The sequence below is a fragment of the Pseudomonas sp. UC 17F4 genome, from assembly GCF_900101695.1.
Taxonomy (GTDB): Bacteria; Pseudomonadota; Gammaproteobacteria; order Pseudomonadales; family Pseudomonadaceae; genus Aquipseudomonas.
Genome location: NZ_FNKV01000001.1, coordinates 4,809,238 through 4,830,172, shown reverse-complemented (window position 1 = coordinate 4,830,172; position 20,935 = coordinate 4,809,238). Strand labels below are relative to the sequence as shown.

Genomic DNA, 20,935 nt, shown 5'->3' with positions numbered 1-20,935 from the left:
ATGGCAGGAAGCAGTCTTCTGGTATTGATCGACGATATCGCCACGGTACTCGACGATGTCTCGGTAATGACCAAGGTCGCGGCAAAAAAGACCGCAGGGGTGCTGGGCGACGACCTGGCGCTCAATGCCCAGCAGGTTACAGGCGTGCGCGCCGAGCGGGAAATCCCGGTGGTCTGGGCGGTGGCCAAGGGCTCGTTCCTCAACAAACTGATCCTGGTGCCGGCGGCGCTGTTGATCAGCGCCTTCATCCCCTGGGCGGTGACGCCGCTGCTGATGGTCGGCGGTGCGTTCCTGTGCTTTGAAGGCTTCGAAAAGCTCGCGCACAAGTTCCTCCACAGCAAGGAGCAAGACCAGGCCGAGCATGCGGCGCTGACCGAGGCGGTGGCGGACCCAGCAGTCGACCTGGTGGCCTTCGAGCAAGGCAAGATCAAGGGCGCGGTGCGCACCGACTTCATCCTTTCGGCCGAGATCATCGCCATCACCCTGGGCGCGGTCGCCCATGCGCCGCTGACCCAGCAGATCATCGTGCTCTCGGGCATCGCCATTGTCATGACCATCGGTGTTTATGGCCTGGTGGCCGGCATCGTCAAGCTCGATGACCTGGGCCTGTGGCTGACCCAGAAGGCTTCCAGCGCCGCCAAGGCGATCGGCAACGGCATCCTGCGCGCGGCGCCGTACATGATGAAAAGCCTGTCGGTGATCGGCACGGCGGCGATGTTTCTGGTCGGTGGCGGGATTCTGGTGCACGGCGTGGCGCCGCTGCACCATGCCATTGAAGCCTTCAGCGCAGGCCGCGGCGGCGCCTTGACCGGCGCCTTGCTCAACGCCGGCGTCGGTATCGTTGCCGGCGCCGCGGTACTGGCGGTGGTGGCGGTCATCGGCAAGCTCTGGCGTGCTGCCAGAGCCTGATGCCGCGAGGTTCGATCAGTTCTTCAGTGCTGTGCGCTCGTTGGCTGCGGGCAGCCAGTCGAGCAGGTGGTGGGTGAAGCCGTAGCTGGCGACCTGGTAGTAGGCGATTGCGCGCTGGATCAACGGGTCACTGGTGCTGCTGTTCACTTCCTGGCTTTCACCCAGCGCCTGGTTGTGGCGGCGCAAGCCGTCACGCGGGCTGAGGATGGCCAGGTCCTGGCCGTTGAACAGGCCCAGGTGCTGGTAGTTGCCGATCAGCACCCGCGGTGGCAGGCGGTCATCGAGCATCAGGTCGCGACCGAAGAAGGTCGAGGTGTAGCTCATGTTCAACAGGCCCAGCAGGGTCGGTGCGAGGTCGATCTGGCTGGCCAGTTTTGACTCCTCGCGCGCTTCGATCAGCTTCGGGGCGTTGATGAACAGCGGGATCTGATAGTTGCTGACCGGCAGGTCCTCCTTGCCGGCGCTGCCCGCCGTGTGATCGGCGACAAAGATGAACAGGGTGTTGTCGAACCAGGGTTTGCTGCGGGCCTGTTGCAAAAAGCGCCCGATGGCATGGTCGGTGTACTTCACCGCGCCGTCGCGGCCATTGCCTGATGGAATATCGATACGGCCATCGGGGTAGGTGTAGGGACGATGGTTGGAGGTGGTCATCAGTTGCAGGAAGAACGGCACCTGGTTGTCGTGGTCGGCGTCCGCCAGTTTTAGCGCTTGGGTGTACAGGTCTTCATCGGACATGCCCCAGGCATTCTTGAAGCTGATGTCGGCTTCGGCAACGCTGCTCTGGTCGACGACCCGGTAGCCGTTGCCGCTGAAAAACGCGTTCATGTTGTCGAAATAGCCGCGCCCGCCGTAGACGAACACGCTGTCATAGCCGACTTCGGCCAGTTGCTGGCCAAGGCTGGCGAAGCCGCTTTCACGGCCGATGCGCTTGACAATCGAACGCCCGGGCGTTGGCGGCATCGACAGGGTGATCGCCTCCAGGCCGCGGTCGGTGCGCGTGCCGGTGGCATAGAAGTTGTTGAAGTACAGGCTCTGCTTGCGCAGTGCGTCGAGGTTGGGGGTAAGGTTGCGGGTATCGCCGTTGCTGCCCAGGTACTTGGCGCTCAGGCTCTCGATGGTAACCAGGACGATATTCGGCGTGCGCGGGCTGCCCGAGGCAGTAATTTCCCGGCGAATGCCCATGGGTTCCTGATCGACGAAGCGTGCATTGGGTTCTTGCAGTTCGGCGCGGATCAACTGGGTGGATTCGCTTTCGCTGAGGCTGCCGTAGAACTGTGAATAGTCCAGTTCGTTGTTGCGAAACGCGGCAAAGAACTGGTATGGCCCGTTGCTTGCCAGTTCGCGGGCGTAAGCATTGCCACCCTGGCCGCGAGGCATGTCCTGGTTGATCAACAGCGCGCAACAGCCAACCAGCAGTGCCAGGCCAGCAAGGTTGGCAAGGCGTTTACGCCAACTGGGCAAAGGTGCATCCAGGGCCTGGCGCAACGGTTTGGCAATTGCCAGGGTCACTACCAGCGCGACCAGTGCCAGTACGCTGAGAATCAGGCCGATGGGGTAGGACTCGAGGATGTTGTTCAGTACCTCATCGGAGTACACCAGGTAGTCCACGGCGATAAAGTTGAAGCGCACGCCGAACTCGTCCCAGAACAGCCATTCGGCAACGGCGACGAACAACATGATGAATACGCTGGCGAACATCACCACTCGCAGCAACCCGCGATGCGCCCGCAACCGCCATAGCGGCGCCGGGCACAGCAGCAGGTAGACGGCCAGGGGCAGGGCGGCATAAATCAGAAAGCCCAGGTCATAGACCAGGCCGGTGGTAAAGATCGAGAAAAAATGCCCCCCGGCTTCACTCAGGTGAGTGAAGTACAGGGCGCTTCTTGTCAGTAAGAAAATAACCAACCACAACGACGTTAATAGCAGTAGATAGCGCACCGGCGCTGAGCGTGTAGCGTGCATGGCGTTTGCCTTGTTATTGCAGGGGAGGTGGGGCGGCAAACTAACGCTTGAAATGAGAAAAAATTGTCAAATAAATGCAGTGAAGAAGTTTGTCTGTAGTTTATAGTGATAGTTCTTTCATGCCGCAAGGATGCGCACGAGGCGCTAATGATAATCGCCCCTGATAACTAAATAAGGAGCCCATGAATGCCCTTCAGAACATTGACCTACGATGTCTTTCACCTGGGCTTGTACATGGCCACTGCATTGGCCTGGACCAGCCTGTGCGTCATGGTTTTGCTTTGCGCGCGCAGGCGTCGCTTTGCTGCTGTGCCGGGCAGTTGCCTGGGCGTGGCTGGGCTGGGCGTGCTGGTCTGCCTGGGAATCCTGTTGGCAGATGTACTGCGCCTGATCGATCACCGGGCGGTGTTATTCAGTCTGTTGGTTTTTGGGGTTATTGCACCGGGGCTTGCGGCTGCTGGTTTGTATCTGCGTCTGAATCTGCGGCGCGCGAGTATCGGTTGAATTCGTTTGTAGGAAAACACCTTAGTTGATGTAAGAGATTTCCGAAGTTTGACTTGCTTATAAAAGTTGCGCCCATGCAGGGCGCAACTTTGTATTCGTGCAGATCAGAAGTGCGCTTTGACCAGGAAGCTGGCCGTGTTCTGATCGGTATCAAAGGCATCGCTGTCCTTGATGCCGTATTTGTTCTTCCAGTAGTCGTATTCGAAACCGACATACAACTGCTTCTCGCCCCAGTTCAGCGCCTTGCCCAGGTCGTATTTGACCTGCGGGTTGAAGTGCAGGTTGGCGTGGTAGGTACCACGGCGGCTGGTGGCATCGTTGTCGACGACCCAGTCCATGAAACCATCGATGAGGATGTCGGACTTGCCCACGGGAATGGTGTAGGACCATACCGGGGTGATCTGCCAGACGTTGTCACCGGCGCGGCTGCCTTCGGTGTGGCGCTGGTAGAAGTTCAGCTGGAAGTAATCAAAGCCCGGGATGTCCAGGTCGAAACCCGGGCCGATCAGGTAGGACTCGGTGTCACCTTCGCCAAACTCGTAGGTCATGGCCAGCAGCACGTCCTTGACCGGGCCGAAGGCCAGCTTCTGGTCGAAGATCTTGCCGAACGACAGGCGCGGGCTGATCTCGCCGTAGTAGGTGTTGGGGCCGTTGTTGAAGTCCTTGTCGCCGTTGTAGAAGATCTTGTCGACGAAGATGAAGTTGTCGCCGTACTTCCAGGCATCGGCGTGCTCGAAGGTCACGGTCTGCTGGATCGACGGGTTGACGGCGAAGTTCTTGCCCCACAGGTAGGTCAGGCTGTTGTTCTGCCATTGCAGCAGGTCACCGGCGCTGGCGCCGGTGCTGGCCGCCAGCAGGCCGCTGGCGAGGATCAGGCTGTTGGTAATACGCATCGCGTAGTTGCTCCCTTGATTGATTCTGTGTCGGTGCTCTGGTGTGGCACCTTTTGGGTAATTACTTGTCTTCTGAGTCAGTTTTTTTCGATTGGCCACAGCTGTTTGGCAAGAGCTGGGCCAACTTTTTGGGGCTGGCTCAACAATCCTGCTCGACGTCAGACTGAACAGATGAAAAGGGTATTGCTGGATGGCGTGACGCTTGCCAACCGCCCGAATTCATTGACTGAGCGGTCAGCAAACGCAGACAGGATCCGTCCTGCCCTGAGCGAGGGGGCGCGCAGATTACTGGCTTGCGCGCCGGTCCTCAAGTGCTCCGTCCTGGAGCAGGTGTGGCAAAAACTGTGCGTTTGGTCAGCTTTTAGAAGTGAACCTTAACCAGGGCGCTGGTAACGCTCTGGTTGGTGTCGAGCTTCCCACTGTTCTCGATACCGTATTTGTCTTTCCAGTAGCTGTATTCGATACCTACGTACAACTGCTTGGCGCCCAGGTTCAGGGCCTTGCCCAGGTCGTATTTGACCTGCGGGTTGAACTGCAGGTTGGCGTGGTAGGTGCCGCGCCGGGTTTGATCGTTGTCCACCACCCAGTCCATGTAGCCATCGATCAGCACGTCGGACTTGCCCACGGGGATGGTGTAGGAAAAGGTTGGGGTAATCTGCCAGACACGATCACCTGGGCGGCTGCCTTCGGTGTTGCGCTGCATGATGTTGAGGGTGAAGTAGTTGAAGCCGGGAATCGCCAGGTCAAAGCCGGGGCCGATCAGGTAGGCCTCGTTGTCGCCTTCGCCCGACTCGTAGGTCATGGCGATCAGTACGTCCTTGATCGGACCGAACTCGAATTTGCGATCGAAGATCTTGCCTAGCGACAGCCGCGGGCTGAACTCACCGTAGTAGGTGTTGCTGCCTTTGTTGCGGTCGGTACCGCCGTTGTAGAAGATCTTGTCGATGAACAGGAAAGTGTCGCCGTACTTCCACTTGTTGGCGTGTTCGAAGGTCAGCGTCTGCTGGATCGCCGGGTTGACCTGGAAGTCCTTGCCGTAGAGGTAGGTGAGGCTGTTGGTGTGCCAGAGCAGCAAGTCCCCTGCGGCGGCTGGCAAGGTGGCCAGCAGACTGCTACCCAGCAGGAGGGAAGTGGTGATGCCTTTCATGTTGTGATTCCCGGCTTTGTTATTGTTGGTTTTCGGTTTTTTGGCGCGAAGCGCCCCGGCCGACCCGCTCCCACGGGTCGACGGCCTTGCATGTTGCTCGGGTGACGCCGGGCGGCAAGCGCCGCCCAAAGGCTCAGTGCTGGTGGGCGGTATCGTTGTGGGCGGCGCGCTCGGCGCCACCGAGGATGTTGAACAGCAGGTTGAGGATCAACGCGCTGACGGTGGCCATGGCAATGCCGCTATGGGTGATCGGTTCCATCCACTGCGGCATCTGTGCAAAGAATTCGGGGCGCACCACCGGGATCAGGCCCATGCCGACGCTGACGGCCACCAGCAACTGGTTACGACGGTCGGCGATGTCGGCTTCCTGGAGGATCTTGATGCCGGTGGCGGCGACCATGCCGAACATGGCAATCGAGGCGCCGCCGAGTACTGCTGGCGGAATCGAGGCAATCAGGAACGCCGCTTTTGGCAGCAGGCTGAGCAGGATCAGAAAACCTCCGGCAACTACCGTAACGTAGCGGCAACGCACGCCGGTCATCTGCACCAGGCCGATGTTCTGGGCGAACGAGGAGTGGGTAAAGGTGTTGAAAAAGCCGGCCACGAACGATGCGCCGGCATCGCACATCAGGCCGCGGCGCAGCATGCCCGGGGTGACTTCACGGTCGGTGACCTTGCCCAGGGCGAGGAACATGCCGGTGGACTCGACAAAGATGATCACCACCACCAGGCACATCGACAGGATCGGCGCCAGGCTGAAGGTCGGCATGCCGAAGTGCAGCGGGGTGACGACCTGGACCCAGGGCGCTTCGCTCAGGCCGGTGAGGTCGACCATGCCGATGGAGCCGGCGATGATGTAGCCCAGGCCCATGCCGATCAGCACCGAGACATTGACCCAGAAGCCACGCATGAAGCGGTTGATCAGCAGGATGGTGGCCAGCACCAGGCCGGCGACGATCAGGTACACGGGGGAGCCGAAGGGTGCGGCATCGGCGCCGCCGCCGGCCCAGTTGACGGCAACCGGGAACAGCGACAGGCCGATCGAGGTGATGACCGTGCCGGTCACCAGGGGCGGGAAGAAGCGCACCACCTTGGACATGAACGGCGCGATGATCATGCCGAAGAAGCCGGCGGCGATGGTCGCGCCGAAAATCCCCTGCAGGCCGACGCCGGGCATGCCGGCCATGGCCACCATGCTGCCGACCGCGGCAAAGCTTGCGCCCATCATCACCGGCATGCGGATGCCGACAGCACCAATGCCGAACGACTGGACGATGGTGGCGACACCAGCGACCAGCAGGTCGGCATTGATCAGGAAAGCGACTTCTTCACGAGAAAGTCCGGCGGCTTGACCGATGATCAGCGGCACGGCAATCGCGCCTCCGTACATCAGCAACACATGCTGCAGACCCACCAGGAACAGTTGGAACAGGGGCAGTGGCTGTCGTGGGGGCGCAACAGGGATGTACGCCTTGCGTGACTCGGACATGCAACACCTCGGTTTTGTTTTTATTCTTGGAGCTGCAAGCTTCAAGCGCCAAGCTTCAAGAAGAAGCAGGAGGTCACGCTTGGCTTGCAGCTTTTTTTTGCTTGCCGCTTACAGCTGGCAGCTTGCGGCTGCCTTAGTTGGTCGGTGCTCCCTTGGCGACCCAGGCGCCAATCAGTTCACGTTCCTGCTGGGTCATCTGCGTGATGTTGCCCAGGGGCATGATCTGCGTGGCTACCGCTTGCGCCTGGATGCGCGCGGCCTGTTGCTGGATCTGCTGCGGGGTATCGAGCATCACCCCGGCAGGGGCGGCGCTGAACAGCGGGCTGGTCGGCTTGGCCGAATGGCACACCGCGCAGCGTTCCTGGATGACGCTGTGGATCTTGTCGAAACCGGCATCGTCGAGCTTGGCGGTGGCCTCGGCCGGGGCAGCAGCAGGGGCGGCTGGCTGGGCAGGGGCGGCAGCTTGTTCGGCGGCTTTCTCGGCAGCGGTCTTGCCACCCAGGGCGGTTTCCGGCAGCGGCTGGTACTCAACCTTGGCGGCGGCCTGCTGTGGCGCAGTCGGCATCGGCGCAGGGCCGGTAACGTAAGCCAGGCAGATCATCGCCAGGGCGCCGACCGGCAGGGTCCAGGCGTACTTGTTGCTGTCATGACGGGTGTTGAAGTAGTGACGCACCAACACCGCAGCCACCGCGATACCGCCCAGGATCAACCAGTTGTACTGGCTGCCATAGGTGCTCGGGAAGTGGTTGCTGATCATGATGAACAGCACCGGCAGGGTGAAGTAGTTGTTGTGTCGCGAACGCAGCAGGCCCTTGGCTGGCAGCAGCGGGTCGGGGGTCTGGTTGGCTTCGATGGCGGCCACCAGCTGGCGCTGGGCCGGCATGATGATGCGGAACACGTTGCCGACCATGATGGTGCCGATGATCGCGCCGGTGTGCAGGTACGCGCCGCGGCCGCTGAACACCTGGCTGAAGCCGTAGCAGGCGGCAATGACCAGCACGAACAGGACCAGGCCGAGCAGGCCAGGGCGCTTGCCCAGTGGCGAGTCGCAGAGGAAGTCGTAGATGAACCAGCCGGCGATCAGCGAACCGACACCGATGGCAATCCCTTCACCACCGCTCAGGGTGCTGCCAGGGGCCAGCAGGTAGAGGGTCGGGTTCCAGTAGAACACCAGGCACAGCAGGGCGATACCCGACATCCAGGTGAAGTAGGCTTCCCATTTGAACCAGTGCAGGTTCTCCGGCATTTTTGGCGGAGCCAACTTGTACTTCTCCAGGTGGTAGATCCCGCCACCGTGAATCGCCCAGAGATCGCCGGACAGACCGTCGCGCGGGTTAGCCCGGTTGAGGTTGTTTTCCAGCCAGACAAAGTAGAACGACGCGCCAATCCATGCCACGCCAGTGATCATGTGAACCCAACGCACGCTCAGGTTCAGCCATTCCAACAGATGTGCTTCCACAGTCTTTACCTCTACCCTGGCACCCTGTAGCCGGGCGCTCAGGTCTTCTCTTATTGGTGGGGGGCGAGGATCAATTGCTCATCCTCATTGAAAAAATGCTCATCGCAGTTGTTGCCAGTGCCACTGCGATCAACCACCAGGAAGTCATCCCGCTTTTCGATCGTCAGCACCGGGTGGTGCCAGACGCCGCGATGGTAATTGATGCCCTGCCTTCCATTACTGATGAAGGCACGGACCAGGCCTGATACAGGTGCATCGCCAACGGGCGCGACCACGATCAGAAAGGGGTTGCCGAGCAGCGGAATGAAAGCCTGGCTGCCCTGCGGATGGCGCTCCAGCATGCGTACGGTCAGGGGCATGTCCTGCGCATCGGCGCGGAAGATGCTGATGATCGCCTTGTCGTCGGGTTGTGCGGTTTCGACCGTGGCCAGACGATGGAAGCGCATGGTCGAGCCGTTGTTGATCATGAAGTGGTCGCTGCCGTCGGTTTCGATCACGTCACCGAAAGGGGCGAAGGCTTCTTTGCTCAGGGGCTCAATCACTAAAGTGCGCATGCGGATTCTCTTTATTCTGTGTTGTGGAGGGTGCCGTTGTGGCGCCGGTCAGGCCCTGGGTACGCTCGCGTCGCGCACTCGGGCCAGCCCTGCGGTCGACGCCCTTAAAGCTGCAGCAGGCGGAACAGGGCAATCAGGTTGATCTGCGCCAGCGCTTCCTTGAACTCGGCCTCGACCGAGTTGTGGATGCGCTTTTCAAAGGCGGCGAGGATCTGGTGCCGGTTACTGCCTTTGACCGCCATGATGAACGGGAACTTGAACTTTTCTTTGTAGGCATCGTTGAGTTCGGTGAAACGCTCGAACTCTTCGGCGGTGCACTGGTGGATACCGGCGCCGGCCTGTTCATTGGTGCTCGATTCGGTCAGCTCACCCTGGATCGCGGCCTTGCCGGCGAGGTCCGGGTGAGCATTGATCAGCGCCAGCTGGGCGGCGTGGTCGGCGCTCAGGAGGATGTCGCTCATGCGCTGGTGCAGGGCTTCGATCTGGTCGGCTTCGTGCAACTGGCCGAGGTCGTAGGCCTTTTCGGCAACCCATGGCGAGTGTTCGTAGATGTCGGCGAAGGCTTCGACAAACGCTGTGCGGTCCAGGGTCGAAGGCTTCAGGGTCTTGAATGCGGTCATTAGGCGTTCTCGGCTTGGAAAGGGTGGGTGGCATGCCAGTGACGGGCGATGTCCACGCGCCGGGCGAACCAGACCTGGTCATGGCTCTTGGCGTACTCGACGAAGCGCTTGAGCGCAGCCAGGCGCGCCGGGCGACCGATCAGGCGGCAGTGCAGGCCGATCGAGAGCATTTTCGGCGCCTCGGCGCCTTCTTCGTAGAGCACATCGAAGGCGTCCTTGAGGTACTGGAAGAACTGCTCGCCGCAATTGAAACCCTGTACCTGGGTGAAGCGCATGTCATTGGTGTCCAGGGTGTAGGGGATCACCAGGTGCGGCTTGTCGGTGGGGTTGTTGCGTTCCCAGTAAGGCAGGTCGTCGTCGTAGGTGTCGCTGTCGTAGAGGAAGCCGCCTTCCTCCATCACCAGGCGCCGGGTGTTCGGCCCGGTACGGCCGGTGTACCAGCCCAGCGGCCGTTCACCGGTGAGTTCGGTGAGGATGCGGATGGCTTCGAGCATGTGCTCGCGTTCCTGGGCCTCGTCCATGTTCTGGTAGTCGATCCAGCGGTAGCCGTGGCTGCAGATCTCGTGGCCGGCTTCGACCATGGCGCGGATCACGTCCGGATGGCGCTGGGCGGCCATGGCCACGGCGAAGATGGTCAGCGGCACGCCGGTGTCCTTGAACAGCTTGAGCAGGCGCCAGACGCCGGCACGGCTGCCGTACTCGTACAGCGATTCCATGCTCATGTTGCGCGCGCCCTGCAGCGGCTGGGCGGCGACCATTTCCGAGAGGAAGGCTTCGGACTCTTTGTCACCGTGAAGGATGTTGCGTTCGCCACCTTCTTCGTAGTTGAGCACGAAAGACAAAGCAATGCGGGCATTCCCCGGCCAGCGCGGATGAGGTGGGGTGTTGCCGTAACCGATCAGGTCGCGAGGGTAATCAGCGCTCACTGCAGTCTTCCTTCTTGTACGTGAATACGGAGGGCGTGGGCACCCGGGTAGGGTATCGGCCACGACGATGGAATGATTGTATACAACTTTGTTTGCGATTTGTAAGCCTGTTTTTTCGCTTTTCTTTGCCTTTTTGGCCACTCCCACCTCTATAAGGAGCCCTGCAAGAAACCTGCCTGATCGGTCAGCTAATGACGGATGCGTCGGCTATTGGCGTGGTTTTGCGACTGATGGCCTATTTACAGGGGATGAGCGGCGTGCCAGGAAAGAATACCGAATTATTGTGTACAATTTCATAGAAAAATGTCTTAATAATCCGACAGCCGCACGTTGTCGGGCTTCCTGACGCTGGCGTGCGGGTATTTTTTGCCCACAGATAGAACAGAGGCGAGCAAGCAATGGGACGTTTGACCACGCATGTACTGGATGCCGCTCATGGCTGCCCTGGCAGCTCGATCAAGGTCGAGCTGTACCGGGTCGAAGGCCAGCAGTTGGAACTGGTGAACACTACCCTGACCAACAGCGATGGCCGTTGCGACGCACCGCTGCTGCAAGGCGATGATTACCGCAGCGGCGTTTACCAGCTGCAGTTCAGCGCCGGCGACTACTACCGTGCCCGCGGCGTACAACTGCCCGAGCCTGCTTTTCTTGACGTGGTGGTACTGCGTTTCGGCATCAGCGCCGAACAGGATCACTACCACGTGCCGCTGTTGATCTCGCCGTACAGTTACTCGACCTATCGTGGAAGCTAGTTGGTCGCTAGAAGAATCTTCGTAGGTCCCTTGCCCGCTCACACTGCGGGCTTTTTTTTGCCTGTGATTTTTCTGCGGCCTCATCGCGGGTGTAGGAGCGGGCTTGACCCGCGATAGGTCCCTCACACACAACAAAAAGCCCCACCCGAAGGTGAGGCCCTGTTGTCGCAGTGTGCCGTGTTAGAGGAACACGAACTTGGCAATGAAGATCGCCGTCAGCACCCACAGGCTGGCCGAGATCTCCTTGTAGCGTCCGGTCCCGGCCTTGAGCACCACATAGGTGATAAAGCCCAGGGCGATGCCGTCGGCGACCGAGAAGGTCAGCGGCATCATGATCGCGGTGACGATCGCCGGGATGCTGTCAGTGGCTTCATCCCAGTTGATGTGGGCCATGCTGCCCATCATCAGCATCGCCACATAGATCAGCGCGCCAGCCGTGGCGTAGGCAGGAATCATCCCGGCCAGCGGGGCGAAGAACATGGCGGCGATAAAGAACAGGCCGACTACCACCGCGGTCAGTCCGGTACGGCCGCCGGCGGCGACACCTGCCGCGCTCTCTACATAGCTGGTCACCGGCGGTACACCAACCACCGCGCCGAACACGCTCGAGGCGCTGTCTGCTTTAAGCGCCCGTGACAGGTTCTCGATGCGCCCGTCGGCATTCACCAGGCCGGCCCGCTGGGCCACGCCCATCAGGGTGCCGGCGGTGTCGAACATGTGCACGAAGAGGAAGGCAAACACCACCGCGATCATGCTGACGTTGAACACCCCGGCAACATCCATGGCCATCCAGGTCGGTGCCAGGCTCGGCGGCAGCGAGAACAAGCCGCCGTACTCGACCAGGCCCAGGCCCCAGCCGGCGAGGGTGACGCTGATGATGCTGATCAGGATCGCGCCGAACACCCGGTGGTAGCTGAGCACCGCGATCATCAGAAAGCAGATGGCTGCCAGCAGCGGGCCGGGCTCGTGCAGCGAGCCGAGCTTGATCAGGGTCGCCGGGCTGTCGACGACAATCCCTGCGGTTTTAAGACCGATCAGTCCGAGGAACAATCCGACGCCGGCACCCATGGCATGGCGCAGGCTGACCGGAATGCTGTTGAGCAGCCATTCGCGCACCCGCGACAAAGTCAGCAGCATGAACAGCACCCCGGAGACAAATACCGCGCCCAGCGCGGCTTCCCAGGTGTAGCCCATGGTCCCGACCACGGTGTAGGTAAAGAAGGCGTTCAGGCCCATGCCCGGTGCCAGGCCGACCGGCCAGTTGGCGTACAGGCCCATCAACAGGCAGCCGAGGGCGGCAGCGATGCAGGTGGCGACAAACGCCGCACCGTGATCGATGCCGGCATCGGCCATGATGTTGGGGTTGACGAAAATGATGTAGGCCATGGTGATGAAGGTGGTCAACCCGGCGATCATCTCGGTTTTGACGGTGGTGCCATGTAGCTTGAGTTTGAAAATCCGCTCCAGCCAGCTCGTTTCGAGCGGTGGGGCAAGATCCAGCGTAGGGGCGTCGGATTTGCGGCTTTCCACAGCGTGTACTCCTCAAGTCTTTTCTTGTTTTCCAGAACCAGTCCTGCGCACGCACTGGGGGGCTCTGTGAGGCGGATGGGATGGCAGGCCACCGGACCGTTTGTTGACTTCTGGGTCAGGAAGTTGCACGGATGGATTATGCGTTTGTATACAAAGAATGCAAATAATGTTTTCGTTGTTGTGGCCAGATAATTTGCAGGCGTAGCTATAAAGGCCATCGGCACCTGCAGAAATCCCTGCGGCTGTGTACAATGTGCCAATACCTTAATCGTTTAATTTTCTTACCAGGACTTGCCATCGCCCCTCTGGCTGGTATTACAGTCAGGGTCCGACTGGCGGATCTCCGTGCTCGAGTGCCCATGAACGAACAGCTGCAACCTCTCAAGAAACCAGTGCGTACCGGCAAGGCCGGTCGTAGCGGAACCCAGGACGATATCGTCTACGCGCACATTTTCGAGGCCATCCTCGAGCAGCGTCTGGCGCCGGGTACCAAGTTGAGCGAGGAAGCCCTGGGCGAGATCTTCGGCGTCAGCCGCACCATCATCCGTCGCGCGCTGTCGCGCCTGGCCCACGAAAGCGTGGTGCTGCTGCGGCCCAACCGCGGCGCGGTAGTGGCCAGCCCGACGGTCGAAGAGGCCCGCCAGGTGTTCTTCTCGCGGCGCATGGTAGAGCGCGCGATCACCGAGCTTGCGGTCGAGCACGCCACCGCCGAGCAACTCAACGAACTGCGCCAGATGGTCCGCGAAGAGCGCGACAGCTTCTCCCGTGGCGATCGCGGTGCCGGCATTCGCCTGTCTGGCGAGTTCCACCTGAAACTGGCGGAAGCGGCGGGCAACGCCCCGTTGATCAGCTTCCAGCGCAGCCTGGTGTCGCAAACCTCGCTGATCATCGCCCAGTACGAAAGCGGCAACCGCTCGCACTGCTCCTACGACGAGCACATGCAGCTGATCGACGCCATCGAGGCCCGTGACGTCAACCAGGCGGTGAGCCTGATGATGCACCACATGGACCACATCGACAGCAAGCTCAACCTCGACGAAGACAGCGCTTCGGATGACCTGCACGCGGTGTTCTCGCACCTGCTGCAAACCAAGAAGCGGGGTGGGGTTGCACCGCTCAAGGGTTGAAGGCCAGTAACATCAAATCGCGGGGCTTGCCCCGCGATGCGTTTCAGGCCACTGGCAGGTTATCCAGCCTCTGCTAGATTCTCACCTGATCCACCGCAAACCTTCATCAAGCAGTTGGGCTTGCGCGCTTTGCGTAGAACTTCAACTACTTGAGGACTGGTATATGTCGATGCCCCTGAGCAAACGCATGGGTGCTGAACTGATCGGGACGTTCTGGCTGGTGGTGGGTGGCTGCGGCAGTGCGGTGATCGCCGCCTCGTTCCCCATTGGTATCGGCCTGGTCGGAGTGGCCATGGCCTTCGGCCTGACCGTGCTGACCATGGCTTTCGCCATTGGCCATATTTCCGGATGCCACCTCAACCCCGCAGTGTCGGTCGGGCTGGTGGTGGGTGGGCGGTTTCCACTCAAAGACCTGCTGCCCTACGTCATCGCCCAGGTGGTCGGGGCAATTCTCGGTGCGGCGGTGATCTACTTCATTGCCAGCGGCAAGGCCGGTTTCGAGTTGTCGGCGGGGCTGGCGTCCAACGGCTATGCCGAGCATTCCCCCGGCGGCTACTCATTGGCGGCAGGCTTTGCCAGTGAAGTGGTGATGACCGCGATGTTCATCCTGATCATCATGGGCGCCACCGACAGCCGTGCCCCGGCAGGCTTTGCGCCGATTGCCATCGGCCTTGCGCTGACCTTGATCCACCTGATCTCGATACCGGTCACCAATACCTCGGTGAACCCGGCGCGCAGCACCGGCCCGGCGATTTTCGTCGGTGGCTGGGCGTTGCAGCAGCTGTGGCTGTTCTGGGTCGCGCCGCTGATCGGGGCGGTGATCGGCGGCGCGCTGTACAAGGGGCTGTTCCGCGAGCCTTAGCGCTGATGCACGCAGCGCCCGGCAGCGAAGGTCTGCTTGACGGTGCGGTCATCGCCCAGGGTCATCAGCACGAACAGCGTCTCGTCGATGCTGTTCGACTGCTGGATGCGGTAGTCCATCAACGCTGTGGCCTTGTAGTCGAGGACCACGAAGTCGGCATCGTTGCCCGGCTGCAGACTGCCGATACGGTCATCCAGGCTCAGCGCCCGGGCGCCGCCCAGGGTTGCCAGGTACAGTGACTTGAACGGGCTCAGGCGCGCGCCCTGCAACTGCATGACCTTGTAGGCTTCGTTCAGGGTATTGAGCAGCGAGAAGCTGGTGCCGGCGCCGACGTCGGTGCCCAGGCCGACCTTTACTTTGAACTTCTCGGCCTGCGGCAGGTTGAACAGGCCGCTGCCGAGGAACAGGTTGGAAGTCGGGCAGAAGGCCACGGCCGAGCCGGTTTCGGCCAGGCGCTGACATTCGTCGTCGCACAGGTGTACGCCGTGGGCGAACACCGAGCGCTGGCCGAGCAGCTTGTAGTGATCGTAGACGTCGAGGTAGCCCTTGCGCTCCGGGAACAGCGCCTTGACCCAGTCGATCTCCTTGAGGTTCTCGCTCAGGTGGGTGTGCATGTACAGGTCGGGGTATTCGCCCAGCAGCTGGCCGGCCAGGGCCAGTTGCTCCGGAGTGCTGGTCGGCGCAAAACGCGGGGTCACTGCGTAGTGCAGGCGGCCCTTGCCATGCCAGCGCTCGATCAGCGCCTTGCTTTCTACATAACCGGATTCGGCGGTGTCGGTCAGGTAGTCCGGGGCGTTGCGGTCCATCATCACCTTGCCGGCGATCATCCGCAGGTCCAGGCGCTCGGCTTCTTCGAAGAAGGCATTGACCGATTCCGGGTGCACGCTGCCGAACACCAGGGCGGTGGTGGTGCCGTTGCGCAGCAATTCCTCGACGAAGATTTTCGCGACTTTGTCGGCATGCGCCTTGTCGGCGAACTGCTTTTCGCAGGGGAAGGTGTAGGTGTTGAGCCAGTCCAGCAACTGCTCGCCGTAGGAACCGATCATGCCGGTCTGCGGGAAATGGATATGGGTGTCGATAAAGCCCGGGGTGATCAAGGCGTCCTGATGGTGCTCGACCTCGATGTCGGCGGCCAGGCTCGGCAGCAGGTCGCGGGCATGACCGACAGCGCTGATCTTGCCGTTGTCGATCACCAGCAGGCCGTCTTCGAAATACTGATAGGAGGCTTCGACGCCTACTTCAGCAGGGTCGGCGATGCTGTGCAGGATGGCGGCACGGTAGGCTTTGCGGGTTGCGCTCATAGGGCTCTCGTCATATGGCTTGGCTGCGCCGTGATGGCGGCAGCAATTGGGCAATGGGGCCGGCGTTGGCAGCGTTGTTGTGCTGGCCAAAGCTTGCGTTGTAGGTGGCAATGATTTCTGCGGCAATCGACACGGCAATCTCGATCGGCAGCTTGCCCTTGACCTCGGCGATGCCCATCGGGCAACGCATGCGCTGCAGGCGCTCCTCGGCAAAGCCGCGCTCGCGCAGGCGATGCTCGAACTTGACGCGTTTGGTCTTCGAGCCGATCAGGCCGAACCAGGTGAAATCATTGCGCTTGAGGATCGCCGCGGTCAGTTCCAGATCCAGTTGATGGTTATGGGTCATGACGATGCAGTAGCTGCCAGCGGGCAGCTCATCGACTTCATCCACCGGCTCTTCACTGACGATCTTGCTGACCCCGGCGGGAATGCTCTCGGGGAATTCCTGCTCGCGCGAATCGATCCAGCGCACCTTGCAGGGCAGGGCGGCGAGCAAGGGTACCAGAGCGCGGCCGACATGGCCTGCGCCGAAGACGGCAATCTGCGCCTGAACCTGGCCCATCGGCTCAAACAGCAGCACGGTGGCACCGCCGCAGCACTGGCCGAGGCTGGCGCCGAGGCTGAAGCGCTCCAGATGCGGCGCTTCGCGGCGCTCGGCGAGCATTTGCCGGGCGATATGCATGGCCTTGTATTCCAGGTGGCCACCGCCGATGGTGTCAAACAACTGCTCGGCGCTGACGACCATCTTCGAGCCGGCGTTGCGCGGCGTCGAGCCGCGCTCTTCGATGATGGTCACCAGAACGCAGGGCTCGCCGCGGGACTGCAGGTCGGACAGGGCGTTGATCCAGGTGTGCATGTTCAGTTACCTATGTGGTGCCTGTTCTGGCCTCATCGCGGGTCAAGCCCGCTCCCACAGTAGTCCACTGTGGGAGCGGGCTTGACCCGCGATTGGCGCCCTACGGAGCGACTGTCTCAACCTCGGCAGCAGGCTGCTGCGCCGCCAGCGCCTTGCGCATTTGCTCGCAGCCCCAGAGCACCCGCTCCGGCGTCGCTGGCGCATCGATCAGCGGATGCACGCGGTAATCGCCAAGGCTGGCCACGGCGTCCTTGATCGCGCACCAGGCGGCAATGCCGAGCATAAACGGCGGCTCGCCCACGGCCTTGGAATGGAACACCGTGTCTTCCGGGTTCTTGCGGTTTTCCACCAGTTTCACCCGCAAATCCACCGGCATATCCGCTACCGCCGGGATCTTGTAGCTGGCCGGGCCGTTGGTCATCAGCTTGCCCTTGGCGTTCCACACCAGCTCTTCGGTGGTCAGCCAGCCCATGCCCTGGATGAAACCACCCTCGACCTGGCCGATGTCGATGGCCGGGTTCAGCGAGGCGCCGACGTCGTGCAGGATGTCGGTGCGCAGCATCTTGTACTCGCCGGTCAGGGTGTCGACGATCACCTCGGCGCAGGCTGCGCCGAAGGCGAAGTAGTAGAACGGCCGGCCGCGGGCCTGGCTGCGGTCGTAATAGATCTTCGGGGTCTTGTAGAAACCGGTGCTCGACAGCGACACCTGGGCGAAATAGGCCTGTTGTACCAGCGCTTCGAAACTGAGGATTTCATCGCGCACGCGCACATGGCCGTTACGGAATTCGACGTCCTCTTCACTGACCTTGTACTGGCGTGCGGCAAATTCGGTCAGGCGCTGCTTGAGGATCTCGGCGGCATTCTGCGCCGCCTTGCCGTTCAGGTCGGCGCCGCTGGAAGCCGCGGTCGGCGAGGTGTTGGGCACCTTGTCGGTGTTGGTCGCGGTGATCTGGATACGCTGGAAATCCACCTGGAACACTTCGGCTACCACCTGCGCGACCTTGGTGTTCAGGCCCTGGCCCATCTCGGTGCCACCGTGGTTCAGGTGAATGCTGCCATCGGTGTAAATATGCACCAGGGCGCCGGCCTGGTTGAGGAAGCTGGCGGTGAACGAGATGCCGAATTTTACCGGGGTCAGCGCCAGGCCTTTTTTCAGGATCGGGCTGTTGGCGTTGAAGCGGCGGATCGATTCGCGGCGCTCGGCGTAGTCACTGCTGGCTTCGAGCTCGGCAGTGATCTCTTCGAGCATGTTGTGCTCGACGGTCTGGTAGTAGTGGGTGACGTTGCGCTCGGTCTTGCCGTAGTAGTTGGCCTTGCGCACCGCCAGCGGGTCGAGGGCGAGGTGGCGGGCGATATGGTCCATCACCTCCTCGATGGCGACCATGCCTTGCGGGCCGCCGAAGCCACGGTAGGCAGTGTTGGAGGCGGTGTTGGTCTTGCAGCGGTGGCCGTGGATGGTGGCATCGCCGAGGTAATAGGCGTTGTCGGCGTGGAACATCGCACGGTCGACGATCGAGGCCGAGAGGTCCGGCGAGCAACCGCAGTTGCCGGCCAGGTCGAAATTGATGCCATGCAGGCGGCCGTTGTCATCGAAGCCGACGTCGTACTCGATGTAGAACGGGTGGCGCTTGCCGGTCATCAGCATGTCCTCGACCCGCGGCAGGCGCATCTTGGTCGGCTGGCCGGTGAGGTGGGCGATGACCGCGCACAGGCAGGCGGGGCTTGCCGCCTGGGTCTCCTTGCCGCCGAAACCGCCGCCCATGCGGCGCATGTCGACGACGATGTTGTTCATCGGCACGTCGAGCACTTCGGCCACCAGCTTCTGCACTTCGGTGGGGTTCTGGGTCGAGCAGTAGACGATCATCCCGCCGTCTTCGGTAGGCATTACCGAGGAGATCTGGGTTTCCAGGTAGAAGTGCTCCTGGCCGCCGATGTGCAGGCTGCCCTGCAGGCGGTGCGGGGCGCTGGCCCGGGCGCTGACCGAATCGCCGCGCTGGTGGGTGTGGCTGTCGAGCACGAAGTGCTTCTTGCGCAGTGCCTCGACCACATCCAGCACCGGCTCCAGGTCTTCGTACTCGATGATCGCGGCCATCGCCGCGCGGCGCGCGGTATCCAGGTCACGGGCAGCGACGGCAACCACTGGCTGGCCGACGAACTCGACGGTGTCGATCGCCAGCAGCGGGTCGCCGGGCAGCAGCGGGCCGATGTCCTTGAGGCCCGGCACATCTTCATGGGTGATGGCGATGCGCACGCCCTCGAAGGCGTAGCAGGGGCTGGTGTCGATGCTCAGCACCCGGGCGTGGGCGCGGTCGGACAGGCGCGCATACACATGCAACTGGTTGGGAAACTCCAGACGGTCATCGATGTACACCGCTTCGCCCGACACATGTTTGTCGGCACTGTCGTGCTTGAGGCTGCGGCCGACCCCGGTGGTCAGGTCCTGGCTGAACAGTTCTGCCATTTCGGCCTGGCTTTTGGCGACGTGATGGTTAGACATAAGCGGTCACCCGAGTTTCGATGTGCGGCGTTTGCAGTTCGATGAAGTACTTGCGCAACAGGTTCTGCGCGCTGAGCAGGCGGTATTCCTTGCTCGCCCGGAAATCCGAGAGCGGCGTGAAATCTTCGGCCAGGGCCTGGCAGGCGCGCTCGACGCTGGCCTGGTTCCAGGCCTTGCCGACCAGCGCCGCTTCGCAGGCGCGGGCGCGCTTGGGAATCGCCGCCATGCCGCCGAAGGCGATGCGCGCGGCGCCGACAACACCGTTCTCGATACGCAGGTTGAATGCCGCGCAGACTGCCGAGATGTCATCGTCCAGGCGCTTGGACACCTTGTAGGCGCGGAACGCCCAGTCGGCGCGGGCCCGTGGCACGATGATCTTCTCGATGAACTCGCTTTCCTGACGCGCGGTGATCCGGTAGTCGATGAAGTAGTCTTCCAGGGCCAGGGTGCGGGTGTTGTCACCTTTGCGCAGGACGATCTGCGCATCCAGGGCAATCAGCAGGGGCGGCGAGTCGCCGATCGGCGAGGCGTTGCCGATGTTGCCGCCCAGGGTGCCCTGGTTGCGGATCTGCAGCGAGGCGAAGCGGTGCAGCAGTTCGCCAAAATCCGGGTATTCGCGGCTCAGGGCGTCGTAGCAGTCGGTCAATGGCGTGGCCGCGCCGATTTCCAGGTGTTCGGCTTGAGTGTCGATGCGCTTGAGTTCGGCGACGTTGCCGACATAGATCATCACCGGCAGGGTCTTGTGGAACTGGGTGACTTCCAGCGCCAGGTCGGTGCCGCCGGCCAGCAAGCGGGCTTCGGGGTGCGAACCGTACAGCTCGGCCAGGTCGGCCACGGTCAGCGGCACCAGGCAGCGCTTGTCGCCGCTGTTGAGCTCGCCGGTTTCGCTTGGGGCGATGGCTTTGAGGCGGGCGATGGTCTGCGCTTGGCCGCTGTCGAACTGATCCGGCTGGGCCTGGCAGCACGACTGCTCGGCGGCGGCGAGGATCGGCCGGTAGCCGGTGCAGCGGCAGAGGTTGCCGGCCAGGGCTTCCTGGGCCTTGTGCAGATCGGGTGCGTCGCTGTTCTTTTGCAGGGCGAACAACGACATGACAAAGCCCGGAGTACAGAAGCCGCATTGCGAGCCGTGGCAATCGGCCATGGCCTGTTGCACGCTGTGCAGCTTGCCCTGGTGCTTGAGCCCTTCGACGCTGATCAGCTGTTTGCCGTGCAGCGAGGAGACAAAAGTCAGGCACGAGTTGAGGCTGCGGTAGCGAATGTGCTCGCCGCCGTCCTCGCCCTCGGCCAGCTCGCCGACCACCACGGTGCAGGCGCCACAATCGCCGCTGGCGCAGCCTTCCTTGGTACCGGACTTGCCCAGGTGTTCACGAAGATACTCGAGCACGGTCAGGTTGGGGTCCAGGGCATGCTCACTGCGCAGCTCCTGGTTAAGTAGAAACTGGATCACGGGAAGGCCTCACAAGCGACTTATTGTTGTTGAGCGGACTGTAAGCAGACTTGATTTTCAGGTCAACAATTTTCTGACCTTTGGGTCAGGAAATTTCTCG

General features: G+C 61.6%; 18 protein-coding genes. 5 read left to right on the top strand and 13 right to left on the bottom strand.

Features of this window, described 5'->3' with window-relative positions; translation table 11 throughout:
* Positions 1-909 carry a DUF808 domain-containing protein gene (locus BLR26_RS21900; RefSeq protein ID WP_045200409.1) on the top strand — a complete coding sequence of 303 codons (909 nt, stop codon included), beginning with the start codon at positions 1-3 and terminating at the stop codon, positions 907-909.
* 15 nt (positions 910-924) lie between these two features.
* On the opposite strand, the gene BLR26_RS21895 is transcribed toward BLR26_RS21900, so the two are convergent.
* On the bottom strand, positions 925-2,871 hold the full coding sequence (locus tag BLR26_RS21895) for an LTA synthase family protein (RefSeq protein WP_093385496.1): 1,947 nt from the start codon (positions 2,869-2,871) through the stop codon (positions 925-927).
* 186 nt (positions 2,872-3,057) lie between these two features.
* Between BLR26_RS21895 and BLR26_RS21890 the strand changes: the two genes are divergently transcribed.
* Entirely contained in the window at positions 3,058-3,375 is a 318-nt protein-coding gene (locus BLR26_RS21890; protein WP_093385491.1) for a hypothetical protein, read from the top strand.
* A 104-nt stretch (positions 3,376-3,479) separates the two neighbouring features.
* On the opposite strand, the gene BLR26_RS21885 is transcribed toward BLR26_RS21890, so the two are convergent.
* The 7 genes from BLR26_RS21885 to puuE all read right to left on the bottom strand — a co-directional run bounded on the left by BLR26_RS21885 (position 3,480) and on the right by puuE (position 10,463).
* A complete protein-coding gene (locus tag BLR26_RS21885; RefSeq protein ID WP_045200414.1) occupies positions 3,480-4,268 on the bottom strand; it encodes an outer membrane protein OmpK in 789 nt (262 codons plus the stop codon).
* A gap of 361 nt (positions 4,269-4,629) precedes the next feature.
* Entirely contained in the window at positions 4,630-5,415 is a 786-nt protein-coding gene (locus BLR26_RS21880) for an outer membrane protein OmpK (RefSeq protein WP_045200416.1), read from the bottom strand.
* A gap of 133 nt (positions 5,416-5,548) precedes the next feature.
* Positions 5,549-6,904 (bottom strand): nucleobase:cation symporter-2 family protein, encoded by a 1,356-nt coding sequence (locus BLR26_RS21875; RefSeq protein ID WP_045200418.1) that lies wholly within the window; start codon positions 6,902-6,904, stop codon positions 5,549-5,551.
* A gap of 133 nt (positions 6,905-7,037) precedes the next feature.
* Complete coding sequence (locus BLR26_RS21870) at positions 7,038-8,363, bottom strand: urate hydroxylase PuuD (RefSeq protein ID WP_045200420.1); 1,326 nt, start codon at positions 8,361-8,363, stop codon at positions 7,038-7,040.
* A 50-nt stretch (positions 8,364-8,413) separates the two neighbouring features.
* Positions 8,414-8,917, bottom strand: a complete 504-nt coding sequence (locus BLR26_RS21865) for an ureidoglycolate lyase (protein WP_045200421.1) — start codon at positions 8,915-8,917, stop codon at positions 8,414-8,416.
* A gap of 104 nt (positions 8,918-9,021) precedes the next feature.
* A complete protein-coding gene (gene uraD / locus BLR26_RS21860; protein WP_045200422.1) occupies positions 9,022-9,537 on the bottom strand; it encodes a 2-oxo-4-hydroxy-4-carboxy-5-ureidoimidazoline decarboxylase in 516 nt (171 codons plus the stop codon).
* Positions 9,537-10,463: an allantoinase PuuE gene (gene puuE / locus BLR26_RS21855; protein WP_045200424.1), complete on the bottom strand. Its 927-nt coding sequence runs from the start codon at positions 10,461-10,463 to the stop codon at positions 9,537-9,539. The genes uraD and puuE overlap by 1 nt, the downstream gene beginning before the upstream one ends.
* 398 nt (positions 10,464-10,861) lie before the next feature.
* Here puuE and uraH point away from each other — a divergent pair, with 398 nt between their 5' ends.
* Positions 10,862-11,215, top strand: a complete 354-nt coding sequence (gene uraH / locus BLR26_RS21850) for a hydroxyisourate hydrolase (RefSeq protein ID WP_010225132.1) — start codon at positions 10,862-10,864, stop codon at positions 11,213-11,215.
* 180 nt (positions 11,216-11,395) lie between these two features.
* On the opposite strand, the gene BLR26_RS21845 is transcribed toward uraH, so the two are convergent.
* Complete coding sequence (locus BLR26_RS21845; RefSeq protein WP_045200426.1) at positions 11,396-12,745, bottom strand: NCS2 family permease; 1,350 nt, start codon at positions 12,743-12,745, stop codon at positions 11,396-11,398.
* 359 nt (positions 12,746-13,104) lie between these two features.
* On the opposite strand from BLR26_RS21845, the gene BLR26_RS21840 reads away from it, so the two are divergent.
* Together BLR26_RS21840 and aqpZ are read left to right on the top strand one after the other, a co-directional pair.
* The gene (locus BLR26_RS21840) at positions 13,105-13,872 is read left to right on the top strand and encodes a GntR family transcriptional regulator (RefSeq protein WP_036994364.1); all 768 of its coding nucleotides are present in this window, start codon (positions 13,105-13,107) and stop codon (positions 13,870-13,872) included.
* A 169-nt stretch (positions 13,873-14,041) separates the two neighbouring features.
* A complete protein-coding gene (gene aqpZ / locus BLR26_RS21835; protein ID WP_371128685.1) occupies positions 14,042-14,734 on the top strand; it encodes an aquaporin Z in 693 nt (230 codons plus the stop codon).
* Here the strand turns inward: aqpZ and guaD are convergent.
* The 4 genes from guaD to xdhA form a co-directional block, all read right to left on the bottom strand.
* The gene (gene guaD / locus BLR26_RS21830) at positions 14,731-16,035 is read right to left on the bottom strand and encodes a guanine deaminase (RefSeq protein WP_045200430.1); all 1,305 of its coding nucleotides are present in this window, start codon (positions 16,033-16,035) and stop codon (positions 14,731-14,733) included. The genes aqpZ and guaD overlap by 4 nt on opposite strands.
* A gap of 10 nt (positions 16,036-16,045) precedes the next feature.
* The gene (gene xdhC / locus BLR26_RS21825; RefSeq protein ID WP_045200432.1) at positions 16,046-16,891 is read right to left on the bottom strand and encodes a xanthine dehydrogenase accessory protein XdhC; all 846 of its coding nucleotides are present in this window, start codon (positions 16,889-16,891) and stop codon (positions 16,046-16,048) included.
* 100 nt (positions 16,892-16,991) lie between these two features.
* Positions 16,992-19,388 (bottom strand): xanthine dehydrogenase molybdopterin binding subunit, encoded by a 2,397-nt coding sequence (gene xdhB / locus BLR26_RS21820; protein ID WP_093385481.1) that lies wholly within the window; start codon positions 19,386-19,388, stop codon positions 16,992-16,994.
* A complete protein-coding gene (gene xdhA, locus BLR26_RS21815) occupies positions 19,381-20,835 on the bottom strand; it encodes a xanthine dehydrogenase small subunit (protein ID WP_093385476.1) in 1,455 nt (484 codons plus the stop codon). Before xdhA ends, xdhB begins: the two co-directional genes overlap by 8 nt.
* Between the last annotated feature and the right edge of the window lie 100 nt (positions 20,836-20,935).